A 15611-nucleotide genomic window follows, 5' to 3' on the forward strand; every position below is an offset into this window, starting at 1 on the left:
GGCATCGCGATCCGCCTCCGCTTTGGCCGCACGATCGGCGGCGCGAGCTGCCTCGGCCTCGGCCTGCTTCCGGTGTTCTTGGTGTGCCTGGTCGGCCGCATCGGCTTTGGTCTTCACGGTCGCCAGCTCGGCGCGCAACTGCTCGGCTTGCTGCTGGTGCCGCGAGCGCTCGGCTTCGATGGCAGCGTTCAACCTGGTCAACTCGGCCGCGTGCTCTTCTGCCGCCTTGGCCGTGGCTTGCTCAGTGAGCGCCAAGCGCTCGCGCACTTGAGCCAGTTCGACGGCTTGCGCCTGGTGGGCGGCCTGCAACTCGGCAAGGCGCTTTTCCAAGACCTCGGCTGCGGCCTTGCCCTCGTCGAGCTTGCTTTCGAGGTCATCGACCGTCTGCGCGGCATCTGCCAGCTCACGCTCGGCCTGTTCGCGCTGCTCGCCGGCCGTGCGGATGACTTCAGCGACGCGCCGCTCTGCCGCCTTCACCGCCTTGTCGTTCAGCTCGACGGCCAGCGTCGCCAGGCGCTCGGTCAGGGCCTTGGTGACGGCCGCGACTTCCTCGGCCACCTCGACCGGCAGCTCGGCCACGGGCTCGGCCTTGGTGACGGCCTGGCTGCTGATGTGCTCATCCCAAACCTGCTTGAGCCGGGAAGGGTTGCCGCCGCCGACCTTCTGGCGCAGCGCAAAGCCGGTGATGTTCCGACCGGCAGCTTGCAGCGCCTGGCCGGCCTCGATGATCTGCTCGGCGGTGAATTCAGCGGGTCGCATGGGGCGGCACTCCTTGGGTTGATCGACACCTATAATGTAGCACAAACAAAGAAAGAAACAAACAAATAAATGAACTATCTCCATGGTGTTGTTTTTTAAACGAACGGTTGGCGGACAGTGAGCCGGCATCCGCTCTGTCATTTTCAGAAGGCGACTGCACCAAAAAACGGGGTTTGAAGGCTGTTGTGCAGTCGGCTCCTGACAGTCCAATATCAGGACTCGTCTGCACGAAACTCGTCTATGCTCAATACTCGTGTGCACCAAAGCGAGGTGAGCATGGCGACCGACACTCCACGGATTCCCGAGCATGGCGTGGCCACCCTGCCAGATCAGGCATGGGAGCATGCACGCCGTCGCGCCGAAATCATCGGGCCGTTGGCGCAGTCGGAGACCGTCGGACATACAGCGGCCGACGCGGCAGCCCAGGCGCTGGGCGTGTCCCGGCGGCAGGTCTATGCCCTGATTCGCCGCGCCCGGCAAGGCGCGGGGCTGGTCACTGACTTGGCACCAGGGCAGTCAAGCGGTGGTAAAGGCAAGGGCCGCTTACCGGAGTCGGTCGAGCGCATCATCCGCGAGTTGCTGCAAAAGCGTTTCCTGACCAAACAGAAGCGCAGCCTGGCGGCCTTCCACCGCGAAGTCGCGCAAGCCTGCAAGGCGCAGAAGCTGCGGGTGCCGGCGCGCAATACCGTGGCTTTGCGGATCGCCCACCTTGATCCGCTCAAGACCGTTCGCCGCCGGGAAGGGCAGGATGCCTCCCGCGAACTGCAAGGTGCCGGCGGCCTCCCGCCGACAGTCGCCGAGCCGCTGGAGCAGGTACAGATCGACCACACGGTCATCGACCTGATCGTGGTGGATGCGCGCGACCGGCAACCGATTGGCCGCCCCTATCTCACGCTGGCCATCGACGTATTCACCCGCTGCGTGCTCGGCATGGTGGTCACGCTCGAAGCGCCGTCCGCCGTCTCGGTCGGCCTGTGTCTGGCGCATGTCGCCTGCGACAAGCGTCCCTGGCTGGAAGGGCTGGATGTGGAGATGGACTGGCCGATGAGCGGCAAGCCCAGGCTGCTCTACCTGGACAATGCGGCCGAGTTCAAGAGCGAGGCTCTGCGCCGGGGCTGCGAGCAGCACGGCATCCGCCTGGACTACCGGCCCCCCGGTCAGCCGCACTACGGCGGCATCGTGGAACGCATCATAGGCACGGCGATGCAGATGATCCACGATGACCTGCCGGGCACGACCTTCTCCAACCCAAGCCAGCGTGGCGAGTACGACGCCGACAAGATGGCTGCCCTGACCCTGCGCGAACTGGAACGCTGGCTCACGCTGGCCGTGGGCACCTATCACGGCTCGGTGCATAACGGGCTACTTCAGCCGCCGGCCGCGCGCTGGGCCGAGGCCGTGGCGCGAATCGGTGTGCCGCCTGTGGTCACACGGCCCACCGCGTTTCTGGTCGATTTTCTGCCGGTCATCCGCCGCACGCTGACCCGCACCGGCTTTGTCATCGACCACATTCACTACTACGCCGACGCGCTCAAGCCGTGGATTGCCAAGCGCGACCGCTTGCCGGCTTTTCTGATCCGGCGCGACCCGCGCGACATCAGTCGCATCTGGGTACTGGAACCGGAGGAACAGCACTACCTGGAAGTCCCCTACCGCACCCTGTCACACCCGGCCGTCACCCTCTGGGAGCAACGCCAGGCACTGGCGAAATTGCGTCAGCTAGGGCGCGAGCAGGTGGATGAATCGGCGCTGTTTCGCATGATCGGCCAGATGCGCGAGATCGTGACCACCGCCCAGAAGGCCACGCGCAAGGCGCGGCGCGATGCGGATCGCCGACAGCACCTCAAGGCGTCGGCTCCGCCGGCCAAGCCCATACCGCCGGACGTGAACATGGCTGACACGCAGGCCGGCGACCTGCCGCCGGCCAAGCCGTTCGAGCAGATCGAGGAGTGGTAGCCGTGGACGAATACCCCATCATTGACCTGTCCCACCTGCTGCCGGCGGCGCAGGGTTTGGCCCGGCTGCCGGCCGATGAGCGCATCCAGCGCATTCGCGCGGACCGCTGGATCGGCTACCCGCGTGCGGTTGAGGCGCTGAACCGGCTGGAAACGCTGTTTGCCTGGCCGAACAAGCAACGCATGCCCAACCTGCTGCTGATCGGCCCCACCAACAACGGCAAGTCGATGATCGTCGAGAAATTCCGACGCTCGCACCCGGCCAGCACCGATGCCGACCAAGAGCACATCCCGGTGCTGGTGGTGCAAATGCCATCCGAACCCTCGGTGATCCGTTTTTACGTCGCGCTGCTGGCCGCGATGGGTGCGCCGCTGCGCCCGCGTCCCCGGCTGCCGGAAATGGAGCAATTGGCGCTGGCTCTGCTGCGCAAGGTCGGCGTGCGCATGCTGGTGATCGACGAGCTGCACAACGTTCTGGCTGGCAACAGCGTCAACCGGCGGGAATTCCTCAACCTGCTGCGTTTTCTCGGCAACGAGCTGCGTATCCCGCTGGTCGGTGTCGGCACGCGCGAAGCGTATCTCGCCATCCGCTCGGACGATCAACTGGAAAACCGCTTCGAGCCGATGCTGCTGCCGCTGTGGGAGGCCAATGAGGACTGCTGCTCGCTGCTGGCCAGCTTCGCGGCTTCGCTTCCACTGCGGCGACCGTCGCCGATTGCCACGCCGGACATGGCCCGTTACCTGCTCACCCGTAGCGAGGGCACCATCGGCGAGCTGGCGCATCTGCTGATGGCGGCGGCCATCGCCGCCGTGGAGAGCGGCGAGGAGGCGATCAACCATCGCACGTTGAGCATGGCCGACTACGCTGGCCCCAGTGAGCGGCGACGACAGTTCGAGCGGGAACTGATGTGAAGCCTGCGCCGCGCTGGCCGCTGCACCCGGCCCCGAAAGAAGGCGAGGCGCTGTCCTCGTGGCTCAACCGGGTCGCTGCCTGCTACCAGATGGATGTGCACGAGCTGCTGGTACACGATCTTGGTCACTGCCAACTCGATGAGCTGGATACCGCGCCTCCTCCGTCGCTGTTGACGGTGCTTGCCCAGCGCAGCGGCGTTGAGTTCGAGCAATTGAGCAGGATGAGCCTAGCCGGCTGGGTGCCGTGGCTGCTGGACAGCCTCGACGATTCGGTGCCTGCGGCACTGGAAACCTATGCGTTTCAATGCTCGGTGCTGCTGCCCAAGCGCAAGGCGCGATCCATCACCCGCTGGCGTGCGTGGCTGCCGAGTCAGCCGATTCGCCGGGCATGTCCGCTGTGTCTGAACGATACGACCAACCAGGCCATGTTGCTCGTCTGGCAACTCCCCTTGATGCTCAGTTGCCCGCAGCATGGCTGCTGGCTGGAGTCCTATTGGGGCCTGCCCGGCCGGTATCTCCAGTGGGAGAAGGCCGATGCTGCTCCACATCCCGCCAATGAGGCGATTACCTGCATGGATGGGCGCACTTGGCAGGCCCTGACGACGGGCTTTGTGGAACTGCCGCGCCGGCGTATCCATGCCGGTCTGTGGTTCCGGCTGCTGCGCACCCTGCTCGATGAACTGAACACCCCGCTGTCGCACTGTTGTAGCGGCAGCGCGGGCAGCATTCGCCAAGTCTGGGAGCATTGCGGCCATCCACTGCGCGCCGGACAGAGCCTATGGCGTCCTTTCGAGATTTTGGCCCCTGCGGTGCAGTTGCAGATGCTGGAAGCGGTGGCCACCGCCATCACACTGATCGAATCGAAGGCGCTGCCCGCGCGAGGGGAACAGGCCGTTCTGTTTCAGACGGAGCCGCACGCTGGTTTCACCAACGGCCTGCCGGTGAAGGTGCCGAAGCCGGAATCCGTCAACTACTGGCAACGAGCAGCCCAGGCCATCGAAGAGGCCATCATTGAAGCACGGTACAACCCGGAGACGGCCCGCTCACTGTTCGCTCTGGCGTCATGCGGGCGACGCGACCCTGAGTCCTTGAAGCGCTTGCGCGACACGTTTGCCAAGGAAGGTATCCCGCCAGAGTTTTTGTCACATTATGAACCTAAATGGACCTTTGCAGACCTTAGACTAAGTGACGGGTTAAGTGACAAGTTTTGACGGTGATAGCTTTCTGGTTCACGCTGTCACATAATCGAACGTATATGTGACAGGTATGACATGCTGATCGGCTACATGCGGGTATCGAAGGCGGATGGCTCCCAGGCCACTGACTTGCAGCGCGACGCGCTGATCGCTGCCGCCATCGATCCGGCGCATCTTTACGAAGACCAGGCATCCGGCAAGCGCGAGGATCGTCCCGGCTTGGCGAGCTGTTTGAAGGCGTTGCGTTCAGGGGATACCTTGGTCGTATGGAAGCTCGACCGGCTCGGGCGCGACCTGCGCCATCTGATCAATACCGTGCACGATCTGACCGGGCGCGGCGTTGGCCTCAAGGTTCTGACCGGCCACGGAGCCGCCATCGACACGACGACCGCTGCTGGCAAGCTGGTTTTCGGCATCTTCGCCGCACTGGCCGAATTCGAGCGCGAGCTGATCGCAGAGCGCACAGTAGCGGGCTTGGCCTCGGCGCGGGCGCGCGGCAGGAAAGGCGGTCGGCCTTTCAAAATGACGGCCGCCAAGCTGCGCCTGGCGATGGCGGCAATGGGGCAGACTGAAACCAATGTCGGCGACCTGTGCCAAGAGCTCGGTATCACGCGACAGACCTTGTACCGGCATATTTCTCCCAAAGGGGAATTGCGCGCGGATGGAATACGACTGCTGTCCAAGGTGTAAAAGAAAAACTGGCCTCTACATGGTCAGCACGGATTCGAGGATGAAGGCGCTCATCGCGGCATCAATTCACCTATTCACGCCGTCAAATCAGCTTTTTTGTACTGCCATTTGACGCGATGACCGCAAATTGATTGTAAAGGCCACCACAACGATGAATAACACAGCGAATTGCGCTGAGAGTGTTTGCCACGACGGATAGATGCCCAGCAGATCAATGCGTGGGATCGATATTGGGCTGGTATGCAATAACCCTGCTTCTTGCAGACCTGCGATGCCCTTGCCTGCCAAGACCACGGCAAGTATGGCCACCAGCAGTGAGCTGGCAGCGAAGAACTGGCCAATCGGCAGGCGCGCACTGGTGCGCAGCAGTATGACTGCCAGCAGGGCCAGGATTCCCATGCCAGTGCCCAAGCCCGCCAGCAGGGGCCAGCCATTTCCTTCTGTCCAGAGCGCTGCGTAGAACAGCACCGTCTCGAACACCTCACGGTAGACGGCGACGAAGGCCAGCGAAAACAAGAACCATGCCGTGCGCTTGTTCAGCGCCGACGACAGCTTTTCCTTGAGGTAGACCTGCCAACGACCGGCAACGCTCTTCTGGTGCATCCACATGCCCACACCCAGCAAGACCACGGCGGCAAAGAGTGACGAAAAGCCTTCCGTTAGCTCCCGGCTTGCCCCACTGACGCCGACCAAGTAAGTTGCCACTGCCCATGTAATGCCGCCTGCGGCCAGCGCGGATGCCCAGCCTGCATGCACGTAGATCAATACGTCTTTCCGTTCGGCTTTCTTGAGAAACGCCAGCATGGCAACGACCACCAGCAGGGCTTCCAATCCTTCACGTAGCAAGATGGTTAACGCACCGATGAAGGCCGCCACGGCATCGTCGTCGGAGGGAGCAAGCACCTTGTCCGCTTCATCCAGCAAGCCGCGCAAATGCAGCTCCGCTGTCTGCACATCGGCAGGCGAACCATTGGCTATCAATGCCCGGTAGGACACCATCGCGGCTTCGATCTTCTCGAACAGCGGCCGATTGCGAGTGGCCAACGCCGGTTCGACCGGCTCGAAGCCATCGAGGTAAGCAGACAAGGCTAGCTTGGTCGCACCTGCACGGTCGTCAGCCAGCAATGCCGTCACGCTCTCACTGAGTTTGGCTTTGGCAATCGCGGTGCCCTTCGGACTGCTGATATTCAGCGCGCTCGGATTGGCGCGCAAATAGGCCGTCAGGGCTCTGGCGGAAGGCTCATCCAGCCTGTCCGCCAAGACATGCTCAGATGTTTGCGTCAGCACATCCAGACTGACGAGCGTCTGGCGAACCTGCGCGTTGGCTTGCCAGAGCTTGGCTCCTTCGTCCTTGTCGCTTTGCGTATAAGGTAGCGTGCCAACAAAGAACGCCAATGCCCATCGGTCTTCATCCGACAACGCGCCAAAGCCCTGCATAGCGGTGCCCTGGACACCGTTGCTGATAATTTGGTGTAGCGCGAATAAGCTGCGCTCGCGCGCCCGCATGTGATCGGCCAGCGCGGTCGGCTTGGGGTTGAGGGATGCCGCTAGGGGGCCATCACCGCGCCCTTGCTGACCGTGACAGGCCGCACACTGGGCCTGAAACAACTGCCCTCCCTTCGCTAAGACCGGCATGGCAGTCGGTGCGACTGGAAACGGGTACGCCTTTTGCACCGCACTGGACAGCGCGTGCGCCAGTTTTGCTACGCTGGCCGGATCGGCTTTGGCAGCTACCGCAGCACGCAAAGCGGTCGCTTGTTGCAACAAGCGACCCTTGTCGGTCTGGTCAGGTAATTCTCCCAGTTGACGTTCGGCTGTCGCTGAAAATTCCTGCATTTCAGCGTACTCCGACGATTTCAGGACCACACCGTTGGCTACCGCGCCGCCGTAATCGACGGCGACGTAGTCCAGAAGTTGCCAAATCTGTTTGGCTTTGAGTTCGGTGGTGTTGGCTGCGTAGCTTGGCCCGCCGATTAACGAGCAAATCGCCAACAGCAAAGCCATCAGCCAGCGATAGGGTAATCGGCAGGGCATGGGAATTCTCTGGTTAAATCATTGAGAATGATTATAATTCGCAATTGATCCTGTGTCCATCCTCTTTTCCCGGGTCTGCATCTGCATGATGAGCAAAGCAGCGCCCGACGTGATCGCCACGTCAGCGAGGTTGAAGGCGGGCCAGTGCGCGAGCCGCCAATGGAAGTCGAGGAAATCAACCACCTGTCCACGCAACATGCGATCCGCCACATTGCCGAGCGCACCACCAAGGATCAGGCTGTAGCCCATCGCTTCGAGACGTGGCCGTTGCTGGCACAGCATGCGACCCAGCCAAGCAGAAACAACCAGACCCAACGTGATGAAAAAGTAACGTTGCCAGCCGCCAGCGTTCGCCAAAAAGCTGAACGCCGCACCCGGATTCAGGACGTGAACGAGGTTGAAAAACGGAGTGATTTCGACTTGCTCACCGTAGGCAAACGTGCGAATGATGGCGAACTTGGTAAGCTGATCTGTCATGACAATAGTGGCGGCCACGGTGAACCAGATCCAGGCCGACGTGCGACGAGCCGATTGCCATACAGAGGCGGCCAGCGGAAGCAGCCACCGGGCGAGTGCCGTGCAGCTCCATCCCAGCGCCCACCCCGCCAACACATCCGCCGGGAAGTGCATTCCCGCAGCGATGCGCGACCAGCCGACCAACGTGGCATATAGCACCAAGCCGACGCGACCATGGCGGCCCATCAACGGCCAGAGTGCACCGACCACCAGCGCGGCATAGGTGGCATGCCCGCTGGGCAGGCTGTAGTGAAGCTCTTTGTCCCCGATGACGCGCACCAGCTCGCCAAGGACGGCAGGCGGGCGTGGAAAGTCGAACCATAGCTTCAAGACGGTGGCGACCAATAACGCCAGCAAGAAGGCCGCGCTAAAACCAATAAGGCGATGCCGAACGGCCGTGCCACGCGCCGCGTTAGTAGCCGATTTCGACCACCACCACAGACCCAACAGCATCAGCGGCGCTGTCCAGTAACTTCCCACGAGGCTAAAGAACCATGCCAGTGGTTCCAGCGTGGCGGGCGTGCCTGTGTTAATGACTTGAAACAACGCGATGTTCAGGCCACCCCAGTCATAGAGAAAGAGTTTCCAGCTCATCGACGCAACAGCCTCAAGCCGTTGCCGACAACAAGCAAGCTGGCACCCATATCGGCGAACACAGCCATCCACATGGTCGCGTGACCCGTGAAAGTGAGCACCAGAAATACCGCCTTGATGCCAAGGGCCAGCACAATGTTTTGCATCAGCACCTGTGCTGTCGCACGCGACAGACGCACGAAGGTCGGAATCTTGCGCAGGTCATCGTCCATCAGGGCCACGTCGGCGGTTTCAATGGCGGTATCTGTGCCTGCCGCTCCCATTGCAAAGCCAATGTCCGCACGCGCCAAGGCCGGTGCGTCGTTGATGCCATCACCGACCATGCCAACCTTGCCATTTCTGGACAATTGCTCCACTTCGCGCAGTTTGTCGTCAGGCAGTTGGTTGCCTTGCGCACGGTCAATGCCAGCTTGTGCGGCAATGGCCTGGGCCGTGTGGGGGTTATCGCCGGTCAGCATCACGGTGTTGATGCCCAGAGCATGCAGCTCGGCGATGGCTCTCCTGCTGCTGTCCTTGATGGTGTCCGCAACGGCGAATAAGGCATGTACCCCTTTTGCGCCTACCAACATCACGACGGTCTTGCCTACGGTTTCCAGCGCCGCGATGCGCTGCTCCAGCTCTGGTGTGCACTGCCCCAGCTCTTCAAGCATTCGGTGGTTGCCCAGATAGTAGGTCTCCCCGTCGATTTGGCCTTGCACACCCCGACCGGGCAGCGCGCTGAACTCGGCCACGTCGAGCAAGGCAACTCCATCCCGCTGCGCAGCCTGTGCCACCGCCTTGGATACAGGATGATCGGAGCGGGCCGCCAAACTGGCAGCGATACAGCGGCTATCGGAGGCGAGTGCGTTGCCCCATGCGACAAAATCGGTTTGTGCGGGCTTGCCGTGAGTGACCGTGCCGGTCTTGTCCAGAGCCAGCCAGCGCAGCTTGCGGCCTTCTTCCAGATAGACACCGCCCTTGACAAGAATGCCGTGGCGGGCAGCGGCGGCCAAGCCGCTGACGATGCTGACCGGCGTGGAAATCACCAGGGCGCATGGGCAGGCAACCACCAGCAGAACCAGTGCACGGTAAATCCAGTCCATCCATGCCGCGCCCATGAGAAGCGGGGGTAGCAGTGCGACGGCAATGGCTAGGGCGAACACGAGAGGCGTGTACCAACGGGCGAACTGATCGACAAAACGCTGGGTCGGTGCACGGCTACCTTGTGCAGCCTCTACTGCGTGAATGATGCGGGCCAAAGTGGAGTTGCTGGCCAAGGCAGAGACGCGGTACTCGAAGGAACCAGATTCGTTGATCGTGCCCGCAAACACCGGATCGCCGGGGGACTTCTCGACCGGGAGGCTTTCGCCCGTGATCGGGGCTTGGTTGACCGTGGAGCGTCCGTCTAGCACCTCGCCATCGAGCGCGATGCGCTCACCCGGTTTGACCCGGACTCGGCTGCCAATGGCGATTTGCTTGGCACTTACCTCTCGCCAAGTGCCGTCAGGCTGCTGCACCGTGGCCTGCTCCGGGGTCAGGTCGAGCAGTCCACGGATGGCGTTACGGGCGCGATCCAATGACTTGGCCTCGATCACCTCGGCCAGCGCGAAGAGCACCATTACCATCGCAGCTTCGGGCCAGTGGCCGATGAACATAGCACCCGTGACGGCAATCGACATCAGGGCGTTCATGTTGAGGTTACGGTTCTTGAGCGCGATCCAGCCCTTCTTGTAGGTGGACAGCCCCCCCGTCAAGACCGCGACAAGCGCCAGAATGACGACTGACCAATGATTGCCGTCGTGGAACCAGTAGACCGCTTCGGCCGCCGATGCAGCGATGAGGGAAATGCCGAGCGGCCACCAGTTGGTCGGCGTTGTCACAGGGGACGCGGATGGCGACGCGGCCACGGCCTTGTCCTCGACCTGCGCCTCGAATCCGAGTGCTTGTAGTGCCACAAGCACATCCGGCAGAACCCCGTCAGCATGGCGTACCGACAACGTGCGCTGCATCAGGTTGAAATCGAGATTGGCAACCCCGGCCACGGTGCCGAGCTTGTTGCGGATCAACGCCTCTTCGGTCGGGCAATCCATCTTGGCAATGGACAGCTTGGTCGTCTGCCCGGCCGACGCCTCATCCATGCGCACAGCTTGCATGCCGATGGCCTTCAGTGCCTGCTCAACGGGAGACAGCGAAGGCAATTCGTGCCGCACGGCCAAGGTACGCTGCATCAGGTTGAACTCAAGACCAACCACACCCGCCAGCCCAGCCAGCTTGCCTCGGATCAGCGCCTCTTCCGTGGGGCAATCCATGTTCTCGATGCGGTACACCGCTTGAGCCGATCCGGTTGCCAGCGGGGCTTGTGCCGTGGGTTGGATGATTGGCCCAGTCGAGCAGCCACACCCCTTTGAAGCGCATTCGCTCATGGATAACTCCTTCAAATCGTCTATTCAGCCTCCATTAAAAACTCTATAGTCGCTATAGAGTCAAGTGAAAAATGGAGATTGAGGCATGGAAATCAGAATTGGCGACCTCGCCAAGCGCTCTGGGTGCGAGGTCGTGACCATCCGCTACTACGAAAAGGAAGGGCTGCTGCCGAAGCCAGCGCGAAGTGGTGGCAACTTTCGGTTGTACAGCGATGTGCACATCGAGCGTTTGCAGTTCATTCGTCATTGCCGTTCGCTTGACATGACGCTGAGCGAAATCAGGATACTGCTGGGCCTACGAGATAACCCTGCTCAGGACTGCGGCGACGTCAATGCACTACTGGATGTCCATATTCGTCAGACCGAAGAGCGCGTGGAAGCGCTGTTGCAATTGAAGCGGCACTTGCTCTCGCTGCGTGAAAAATGCTCGGGCGCTCGACGAATAGAGGCATGTGGCATCTTGCAAGGTTTATCAGATTGCGATCATCCGGGATGCAACGCATAGCATGAAGTGTCTCGCACGCCGACATTGGCCTGCGATTTTGGGCTCGTGAGCGGCCTGCCTAATTGGCATCGGAGAAGGTCGTGCGGCTGACTTCTGATATTCCGTGCTGTCGTCTTCTGAAAATGACAGGCGCGGCACGGGAATCAAGGCATTGCGATTCTCGAAAATAGTTCTTGAAATTCTATTCTTGATTGCATATCATCTCAACGAGTTTCGATAAGAAAGGATGCCCATGCGACCGTCTGTTGTGCTTGACATGAAGCGAAGCGCAGTGCGTGAAGCGGTAGGCCGCTTTCGCGCCGCGAACCCGCGCGTCTTCGGCTCGGTGCTGCATGGCACCGACCGGGATGGCAGCGACCTCGACCTGTTGGTCGATGCGCTGCCCGGTGCCACGTTGTTGGACTTGGGCGATTTGGAAGAAGAACTGAAATCGCTGCTCGGCGTTGACGTCGATCTGCTGACTCCCGGCGACCTGCCGCCGAAGTTCCGGGCCAAGGTGCTCGCGGAGGCGCAACCGATATGAGCGAGAACCGCCTGCCCGATTACCTCGACCACATTCAGCAGGCCGCAACCGATGCGCGCAGCTTCGTGGAAGGGATGGCCAAGGACGACTTCTTGGCCGACAAGCGCACCCAGCAGGCCGTCATCATGAGCCTGATCGTCATCGGCGAGGCGGCCACAAAGGTGATGGATGGCTACGTCGAGTTCACCCAGGCGCATGCCGACGTGCCGTGGCGCAGCATGCGCAATATGCGTAATCGCATGGCTCACGGCTATTTCGACATCAACCTCGATGTGGTGTGGGAGACGGTACAGGAATGGCTGCCGGCGTTGCTCCAGCAATTGCCCGCCGTGCGTCAGGATGCCGACGATGAAGACCGTAACGACAAAGGCATGGAGCCATGACCAATCAAGCCGCCGATGTTCGGCCCCTCTGGCGTGTTCGATCCCGCGACCTATGAGCCGCGCTCGGGCAAGACCTTCTGGATGGCCGCAACGGACGTGAGTTCGCTGGTGGGCAAGGAGGCAGCAGCCGACACGCTCATCGGCAACTGCACGACCGCACGACCAGCCTCCCGTTCAAATTCGAGTTAGAATTCATATCCAGCCTGTCTGGGGGCACTGTGAAAGAGGGATCTCCGATGACTGTTGAATCGAGAATATTTTCTGTAGCCGAGTATGTTCAGCCGTCCGAAGGCGAGCCTATTCGTTCCGTTGTGCTTGAAACCCGAGACTCAATTATCGTGGTTTGGCATGTCCATCCCGGGCAGGAAATTGCGGCTCACATTCATCCTCACGGCCAAGACACGTGGACTGTTTTGTCGGGAATGGCTGATTACTTTCAGGGCAATGGGATTGTTCGTGCCCTCAGGGAAGGTGAGATAGCCGTGGCAAGACCGGGCCAAGTGCACGGGGCGCGAAATACAGGTACCGAGCCATTTGTGTTCGTCTCGGTTGTGGCATCAGCCAATGCCGGTTTCGTATTGGCTGAGCGATAGAGCCCAATCTCTGGAGTTGGTCCAATGAGCGGTCGGGGAGATAGGTAACAGACATGCAGCGGACACGGCTGCTAAACCAGGTCGCAAACCTCCTTGCGTCGCAGCGTGCCGCAAGCGACGCGATCAATCGAATGGGGTCGGCATGAGACTGAACACCATCCAGTTCCCGACCGCGTAGCCGCCTGTCCTGCCGATCAGGTCTTGACCATCGACGCCTGGGATCAGTCCTGAATGTTCTTGGAGACCACTACGTTATGAGCCGCAGCCGCCGCAAAACACCCATCGTCGGGCACACGACCTGCGGCAGCGAGCGCGAGGACAAGAAGCTCTGGCATCAGCGCTGGCGCACCCGTGAGCGCACGGCGCTGACCAGCGCGTCGCCCGAAGCCCTGAGCGCCCATCTGCCCCTGCTGGAAAACCAGGCCAGCAGCGTCTGGTCGATGGGCAAGGATGGCCGCTCCTACTGGCCCGTCAAGCGCCAGGCCGCCACGGCGGATCGCATCGCCAATCACAAGGGACGCAACCCGCAAGAACGCGCCTCCCTGAAAAAGCGCCTGCTGCGCAAGTGGATGAGCAAATGAAGCTCTCCTTCCATCAGCACATTGCGCTGTTCTGGATGATCGGTGCTCCGGGCGTCTTCGCGCCCGTGATCGAGAACGCCAAGCGGCCCGATGCCGGCGCCGTCATGGCGTGGGGTGTCGCGATCGTGGCGGTGATGATCCTCTTCACCCCTTTGCTGCTGCGCTGTCCACCATTCCGGCGCTGGTATGGCCGGACGGATGCGCTGTCGGAGCGGCAGCGCCAGGCGCTTGCCGAGCGCGGCCTGCGCCGCTACTACCAGACCGCTTTCGATGACGGCTACGTGCCCCGCGTGATGCCCTACGTGTGGCGCATCATCTGGACGGTCGGCGGGTTGATGGCTGTGACCGCCGTACTGCCTACCAACACCGGACGGCCAGCCTTCGATGCCTTGGTGGTCTTCTCGACCTGGTATCCGATAGGCGTGATGCTGCTGGTTTTCGCGTCGAGGCCCCTTGGCCGGTTGATTCGCCAAAGAGCACAGGAGCGGCGGAAATGAGCACGTCAACCATCGAGGCGCTGGCCAGCGCCTGGGCAAGGATTGCCGAGGAAGCGGAATTCCCCGCTGACTACGAGGGGACTGCCACACCACAAGCGCATCGGGCTAGCGAAGCTATTCAGGAGCAGATTCGGGAGCGCATCGTCGCCACCAACGACATGCGGCTGTTCAGCCTGCTGCACCTGCTGGGTCAGGCGTCGCTGCGCATGGAGCAAGCGCTGTGGCCGGAGGATTACGAGCGGATGACGCGCGAGGTTGAGGAAGCCCTGCGGCAAGCCACCGACGCCAACGCCAGATCGTACACCCACGAAGAAGTGATGCAGGCGATGCAGGAACGCATCGACCGGGCGCGAGACAAGCCATGTTGATTGGCTATGCGCGCGTCTCGACGCAGGATCAGAACCTGGAGCTGCAACGCGAAGCCTTGAGCAAGGCCGGATGTAAAAAGGTCTTCGAGGACAAGGTGAGTGGCACGCGGGCAGACCGGCCTGGCTTGGCCAAGACGCTCGAAATGCTGCGCGAAGGCGATACTTTGGTCGTCTGGAAGCTCGACCGGCTGGGCCGGTCGGTCAAGCAACTGGTCGATCTGGTCGGCGAGCTGCACAAGCACGGTGTCCAGTTCAGGAGCCTCACCGACTCCATCGACACCGGCACACCATCCGGGCGGTTCTTCTTCCACGTCATGGCGAGCCTTGCCGAAATGGAGCGCGAGCTGACCGTCGAGCGCACCCGCGCCGGGCTGGAAGTCGCCAAGCAGCTCGGCCGCAAAGGCGGCCGCAAGCCGAAGATGACCGACAGCAAGATCGAGTCGGCCAAGAAGCTGCTGGCCAGCGGGGTGCCGCCCAAGGACGTGGCCAAGAACCTCGGCGTGTCCATTCCGACGCTGTACCGCTGGGTGCCAGCCTCCACGCACGCTTAGCGTGCTTTATTTTCCGTTTTCTGAGACGACCCCCCTATACGCTGCCCTGAGTGCTGCCGACTCCTGACATTTCGTGCAGTCACCTTCTGAAAATGACACGCTCGATGGATTGGAAAGGGGGTCAGCGCTGTACTTTTTTCCGTCTTCCAATCAGCGTGCGAAAATGTCGCAACTGCTACGGCATGACGGACACTGAATGAAGATCGGCTATGCCCGCGTCTCGACCGACGATCAAACGCTCGACCTACAGCGCGACGCCCTACAGGCGGCGGGCTGCGAACGGCTGTTCGAGGACAAGGCCAGCGGCGCAAAGGTAGACCGCCCCGGCCTAGACGAAGCGAAACGCATCGCGCGCAGGGGCGATGTGCTGGTCGTGTGGCGGCTCGATCGGCTGGGCCGGTCGTTGCCCGAGCTGGTTCGCCTGGTCGGCGAGCTGGACGCCAAAGGCATCGGCTTCGAGAGCCTGACCGAGAAGATCGACGCCACCACGGCCGCCGGCCGCCTGGTCTTTCATGTCTTCGCCGCGCTGGCTGAGTTCGAGCGCAACCTGAT

At 61.7% G+C, this 15611-nt stretch carries 17 protein-coding genes; 13 read left to right on the forward strand and 4 right to left on the reverse strand.

The window, feature by feature from the left end; translation table 11 throughout:
• The coding region (locus tag AWT75_RS19015; protein WP_062791208.1) for a DNA-binding protein at positions 1-759 on the reverse strand (759 nt) is incomplete at its 3' end.
• A gap of 276 nt (positions 760-1035) precedes the next feature.
• Here AWT75_RS19015 and AWT75_RS19020 point away from each other — a divergent pair.
• The 4 genes from AWT75_RS19020 to AWT75_RS19035 are packed head-to-tail and all read left to right on the forward strand — an operon-like array spanning position 1036 to position 5512.
• Positions 1036-2715 (forward strand): Mu transposase C-terminal domain-containing protein, encoded by a 1680-nt coding sequence (locus AWT75_RS19020; RefSeq protein ID WP_193394106.1) that lies wholly within the window; start codon positions 1036-1038, stop codon positions 2713-2715.
• A gap of 2 nt (positions 2716-2717) precedes the next feature.
• Positions 2718-3626, forward strand: coding sequence for a TniB family NTP-binding protein (locus AWT75_RS19025; RefSeq protein WP_062791216.1), 909 nt, complete (start codon positions 2718-2720; stop codon positions 3624-3626).
• Complete coding sequence (locus AWT75_RS19030; RefSeq protein ID WP_062791212.1) at positions 3623-4837, forward strand: TniQ family protein; 1215 nt, start codon at positions 3623-3625, stop codon at positions 4835-4837. The genes AWT75_RS19025 and AWT75_RS19030 overlap by 4 nt, the downstream gene beginning before the upstream one ends.
• 60 nt (positions 4838-4897) lie before the next feature.
• The gene (locus AWT75_RS19035; protein ID WP_013124603.1) at positions 4898-5512 is read left to right on the forward strand and encodes a recombinase family protein; all 615 of its coding nucleotides are present in this window, start codon (positions 4898-4900) and stop codon (positions 5510-5512) included.
• A gap of 87 nt (positions 5513-5599) precedes the next feature.
• On the opposite strand, the gene AWT75_RS19040 is transcribed toward AWT75_RS19035, so the two are convergent.
• From AWT75_RS19040 to AWT75_RS19050, 3 genes are read right to left on the reverse strand one after another with little or no spacing between them, the layout of a single operon-like run.
• Positions 5600-7546: a cytochrome c/FTR1 family iron permease gene (locus AWT75_RS19040; RefSeq protein ID WP_013124604.1), complete on the reverse strand. Its 1947-nt coding sequence runs from the start codon at positions 7544-7546 to the stop codon at positions 5600-5602.
• A gap of 18 nt (positions 7547-7564) precedes the next feature.
• The gene (lspA, locus tag AWT75_RS23890) at positions 7565-8656 is read right to left on the reverse strand and encodes a signal peptidase II (RefSeq protein ID WP_013124605.1); all 1092 of its coding nucleotides are present in this window, start codon (positions 8654-8656) and stop codon (positions 7565-7567) included.
• Entirely contained in the window at positions 8653-11058 is a 2406-nt protein-coding gene (locus tag AWT75_RS19050) for a heavy metal translocating P-type ATPase (protein ID WP_062791214.1), read from the reverse strand. The genes lspA and AWT75_RS19050 overlap by 4 nt, the downstream gene beginning before the upstream one ends.
• 85 nt (positions 11059-11143) lie before the next feature.
• Here AWT75_RS19050 and cadR point away from each other — a divergent pair, with 85 nt between their 5' ends.
• The 9 genes from cadR to AWT75_RS19090 form a co-directional block, all read left to right on the forward strand.
• Entirely contained in the window at positions 11144-11563 is a 420-nt protein-coding gene (cadR, locus tag AWT75_RS19055; protein WP_013124607.1) for a Cd(II)/Pb(II)-responsive transcriptional regulator, read from the forward strand.
• Positions 11564-11819: 256 nt separating this feature from the next.
• Positions 11820-12086, forward strand: coding sequence for a nucleotidyltransferase family protein (locus tag AWT75_RS19060; protein WP_016487057.1), 267 nt, complete (start codon positions 11820-11822; stop codon positions 12084-12086).
• Positions 12083-12469 carry a HepT-like ribonuclease domain-containing protein gene (locus AWT75_RS19065; RefSeq protein ID WP_003100872.1) on the forward strand — a complete coding sequence of 129 codons (387 nt, stop codon included), beginning with the start codon at positions 12083-12085 and terminating at the stop codon, positions 12467-12469. The genes AWT75_RS19060 and AWT75_RS19065 overlap by 4 nt, the downstream gene beginning before the upstream one ends.
• Before the next feature lie 236 nt (positions 12470-12705).
• Positions 12706-13062: a cupin domain-containing protein gene (locus tag AWT75_RS21055; RefSeq protein ID WP_003465043.1), complete on the forward strand. Its 357-nt coding sequence runs from the start codon at positions 12706-12708 to the stop codon at positions 13060-13062.
• A 254-nt stretch (positions 13063-13316) separates the two neighbouring features.
• Positions 13317-13643, forward strand: coding sequence for a hypothetical protein (locus AWT75_RS19070; protein ID WP_003100858.1), 327 nt, complete (start codon positions 13317-13319; stop codon positions 13641-13643).
• Positions 13640-14140 (forward strand): hypothetical protein, encoded by a 501-nt coding sequence (locus AWT75_RS19075; RefSeq protein ID WP_003100856.1) that lies wholly within the window; start codon positions 13640-13642, stop codon positions 14138-14140. Before AWT75_RS19070 ends, AWT75_RS19075 begins: the two co-directional genes overlap by 4 nt.
• On the forward strand, positions 14137-14508 hold the full coding sequence (locus tag AWT75_RS19080) for a hypothetical protein (RefSeq protein WP_003100853.1): 372 nt from the start codon (positions 14137-14139) through the stop codon (positions 14506-14508). The genes AWT75_RS19075 and AWT75_RS19080 overlap by 4 nt, the downstream gene beginning before the upstream one ends.
• Positions 14502-15059, forward strand: coding sequence for a recombinase family protein (locus tag AWT75_RS19085; RefSeq protein ID WP_004118524.1), 558 nt, complete (start codon positions 14502-14504; stop codon positions 15057-15059). Before AWT75_RS19080 ends, AWT75_RS19085 begins: the two co-directional genes overlap by 7 nt.
• 196 nt (positions 15060-15255) lie before the next feature.
• The coding region (locus tag AWT75_RS19090) for a recombinase family protein (RefSeq protein WP_161937780.1) at positions 15256-15611 on the forward strand (356 nt) is incomplete at its 3' end.

Origin of the sequence: Aquitalea pelogenes (genome assembly GCF_001515305.1) — a bacterium.
GTDB classification, from domain to species: Bacteria; Pseudomonadota; Gammaproteobacteria; order Burkholderiales; family Chromobacteriaceae; genus Aquitalea; species Aquitalea pelogenes.

Bases quoted from the DNA above. Each gene is read 5' to 3' on its own strand.
- AWT75_RS19070 (WP_003100858.1), top strand. From the start codon at position 13,317: ATGAGCCGCAGCCGCCGCAAAACACCCATCGTCGGGCACACGACCTGC.
- AWT75_RS19060 (WP_016487057.1), top strand. From the start codon at position 11,820: ATGAAGCGAAGCGCAGTGCGTGAAGCGGTAGGCCGCTTTCGCGCCGCG.
- AWT75_RS19085 (WP_004118524.1), top strand. From the start codon at position 14,502: ATGTTGATTGGCTATGCGCGCGTCTCGACGCAGGATCAGAACCTGGAG.
- AWT75_RS19050 (WP_062791214.1), bottom strand. From the start codon at position 11,058: ATGAGCGAATGCGCTTCAAAGGGGTGTGGCTGCTCGACTGGGCCAATC.
- AWT75_RS19065 (WP_003100872.1), top strand. From the start codon at position 12,083: ATGAGCGAGAACCGCCTGCCCGATTACCTCGACCACATTCAGCAGGCC.
- AWT75_RS19040 (WP_013124604.1), bottom strand. From the start codon at position 7,546: ATGCCCTGCCGATTACCCTATCGCTGGCTGATGGCTTTGCTGTTGGCG.
- AWT75_RS19080 (WP_003100853.1), top strand. From the start codon at position 14,137: ATGAGCACGTCAACCATCGAGGCGCTGGCCAGCGCCTGGGCAAGGATT.
- AWT75_RS21055 (WP_003465043.1), top strand. From the start codon at position 12,706: ATGACTGTTGAATCGAGAATATTTTCTGTAGCCGAGTATGTTCAGCCG.
- lspA (WP_013124605.1), bottom strand. From the start codon at position 8,656: ATGAGCTGGAAACTCTTTCTCTATGACTGGGGTGGCCTGAACATCGCG.
- AWT75_RS19020 (WP_193394106.1), top strand. From the start codon at position 1,036: ATGGCGACCGACACTCCACGGATTCCCGAGCATGGCGTGGCCACCCTG.
- AWT75_RS19075 (WP_003100856.1), top strand. From the start codon at position 13,640: ATGAAGCTCTCCTTCCATCAGCACATTGCGCTGTTCTGGATGATCGGT.
- cadR (WP_013124607.1), top strand. From the start codon at position 11,144: ATGGAAATCAGAATTGGCGACCTCGCCAAGCGCTCTGGGTGCGAGGTC.
- AWT75_RS19035 (WP_013124603.1), top strand. From the start codon at position 4,898: ATGCTGATCGGCTACATGCGGGTATCGAAGGCGGATGGCTCCCAGGCC.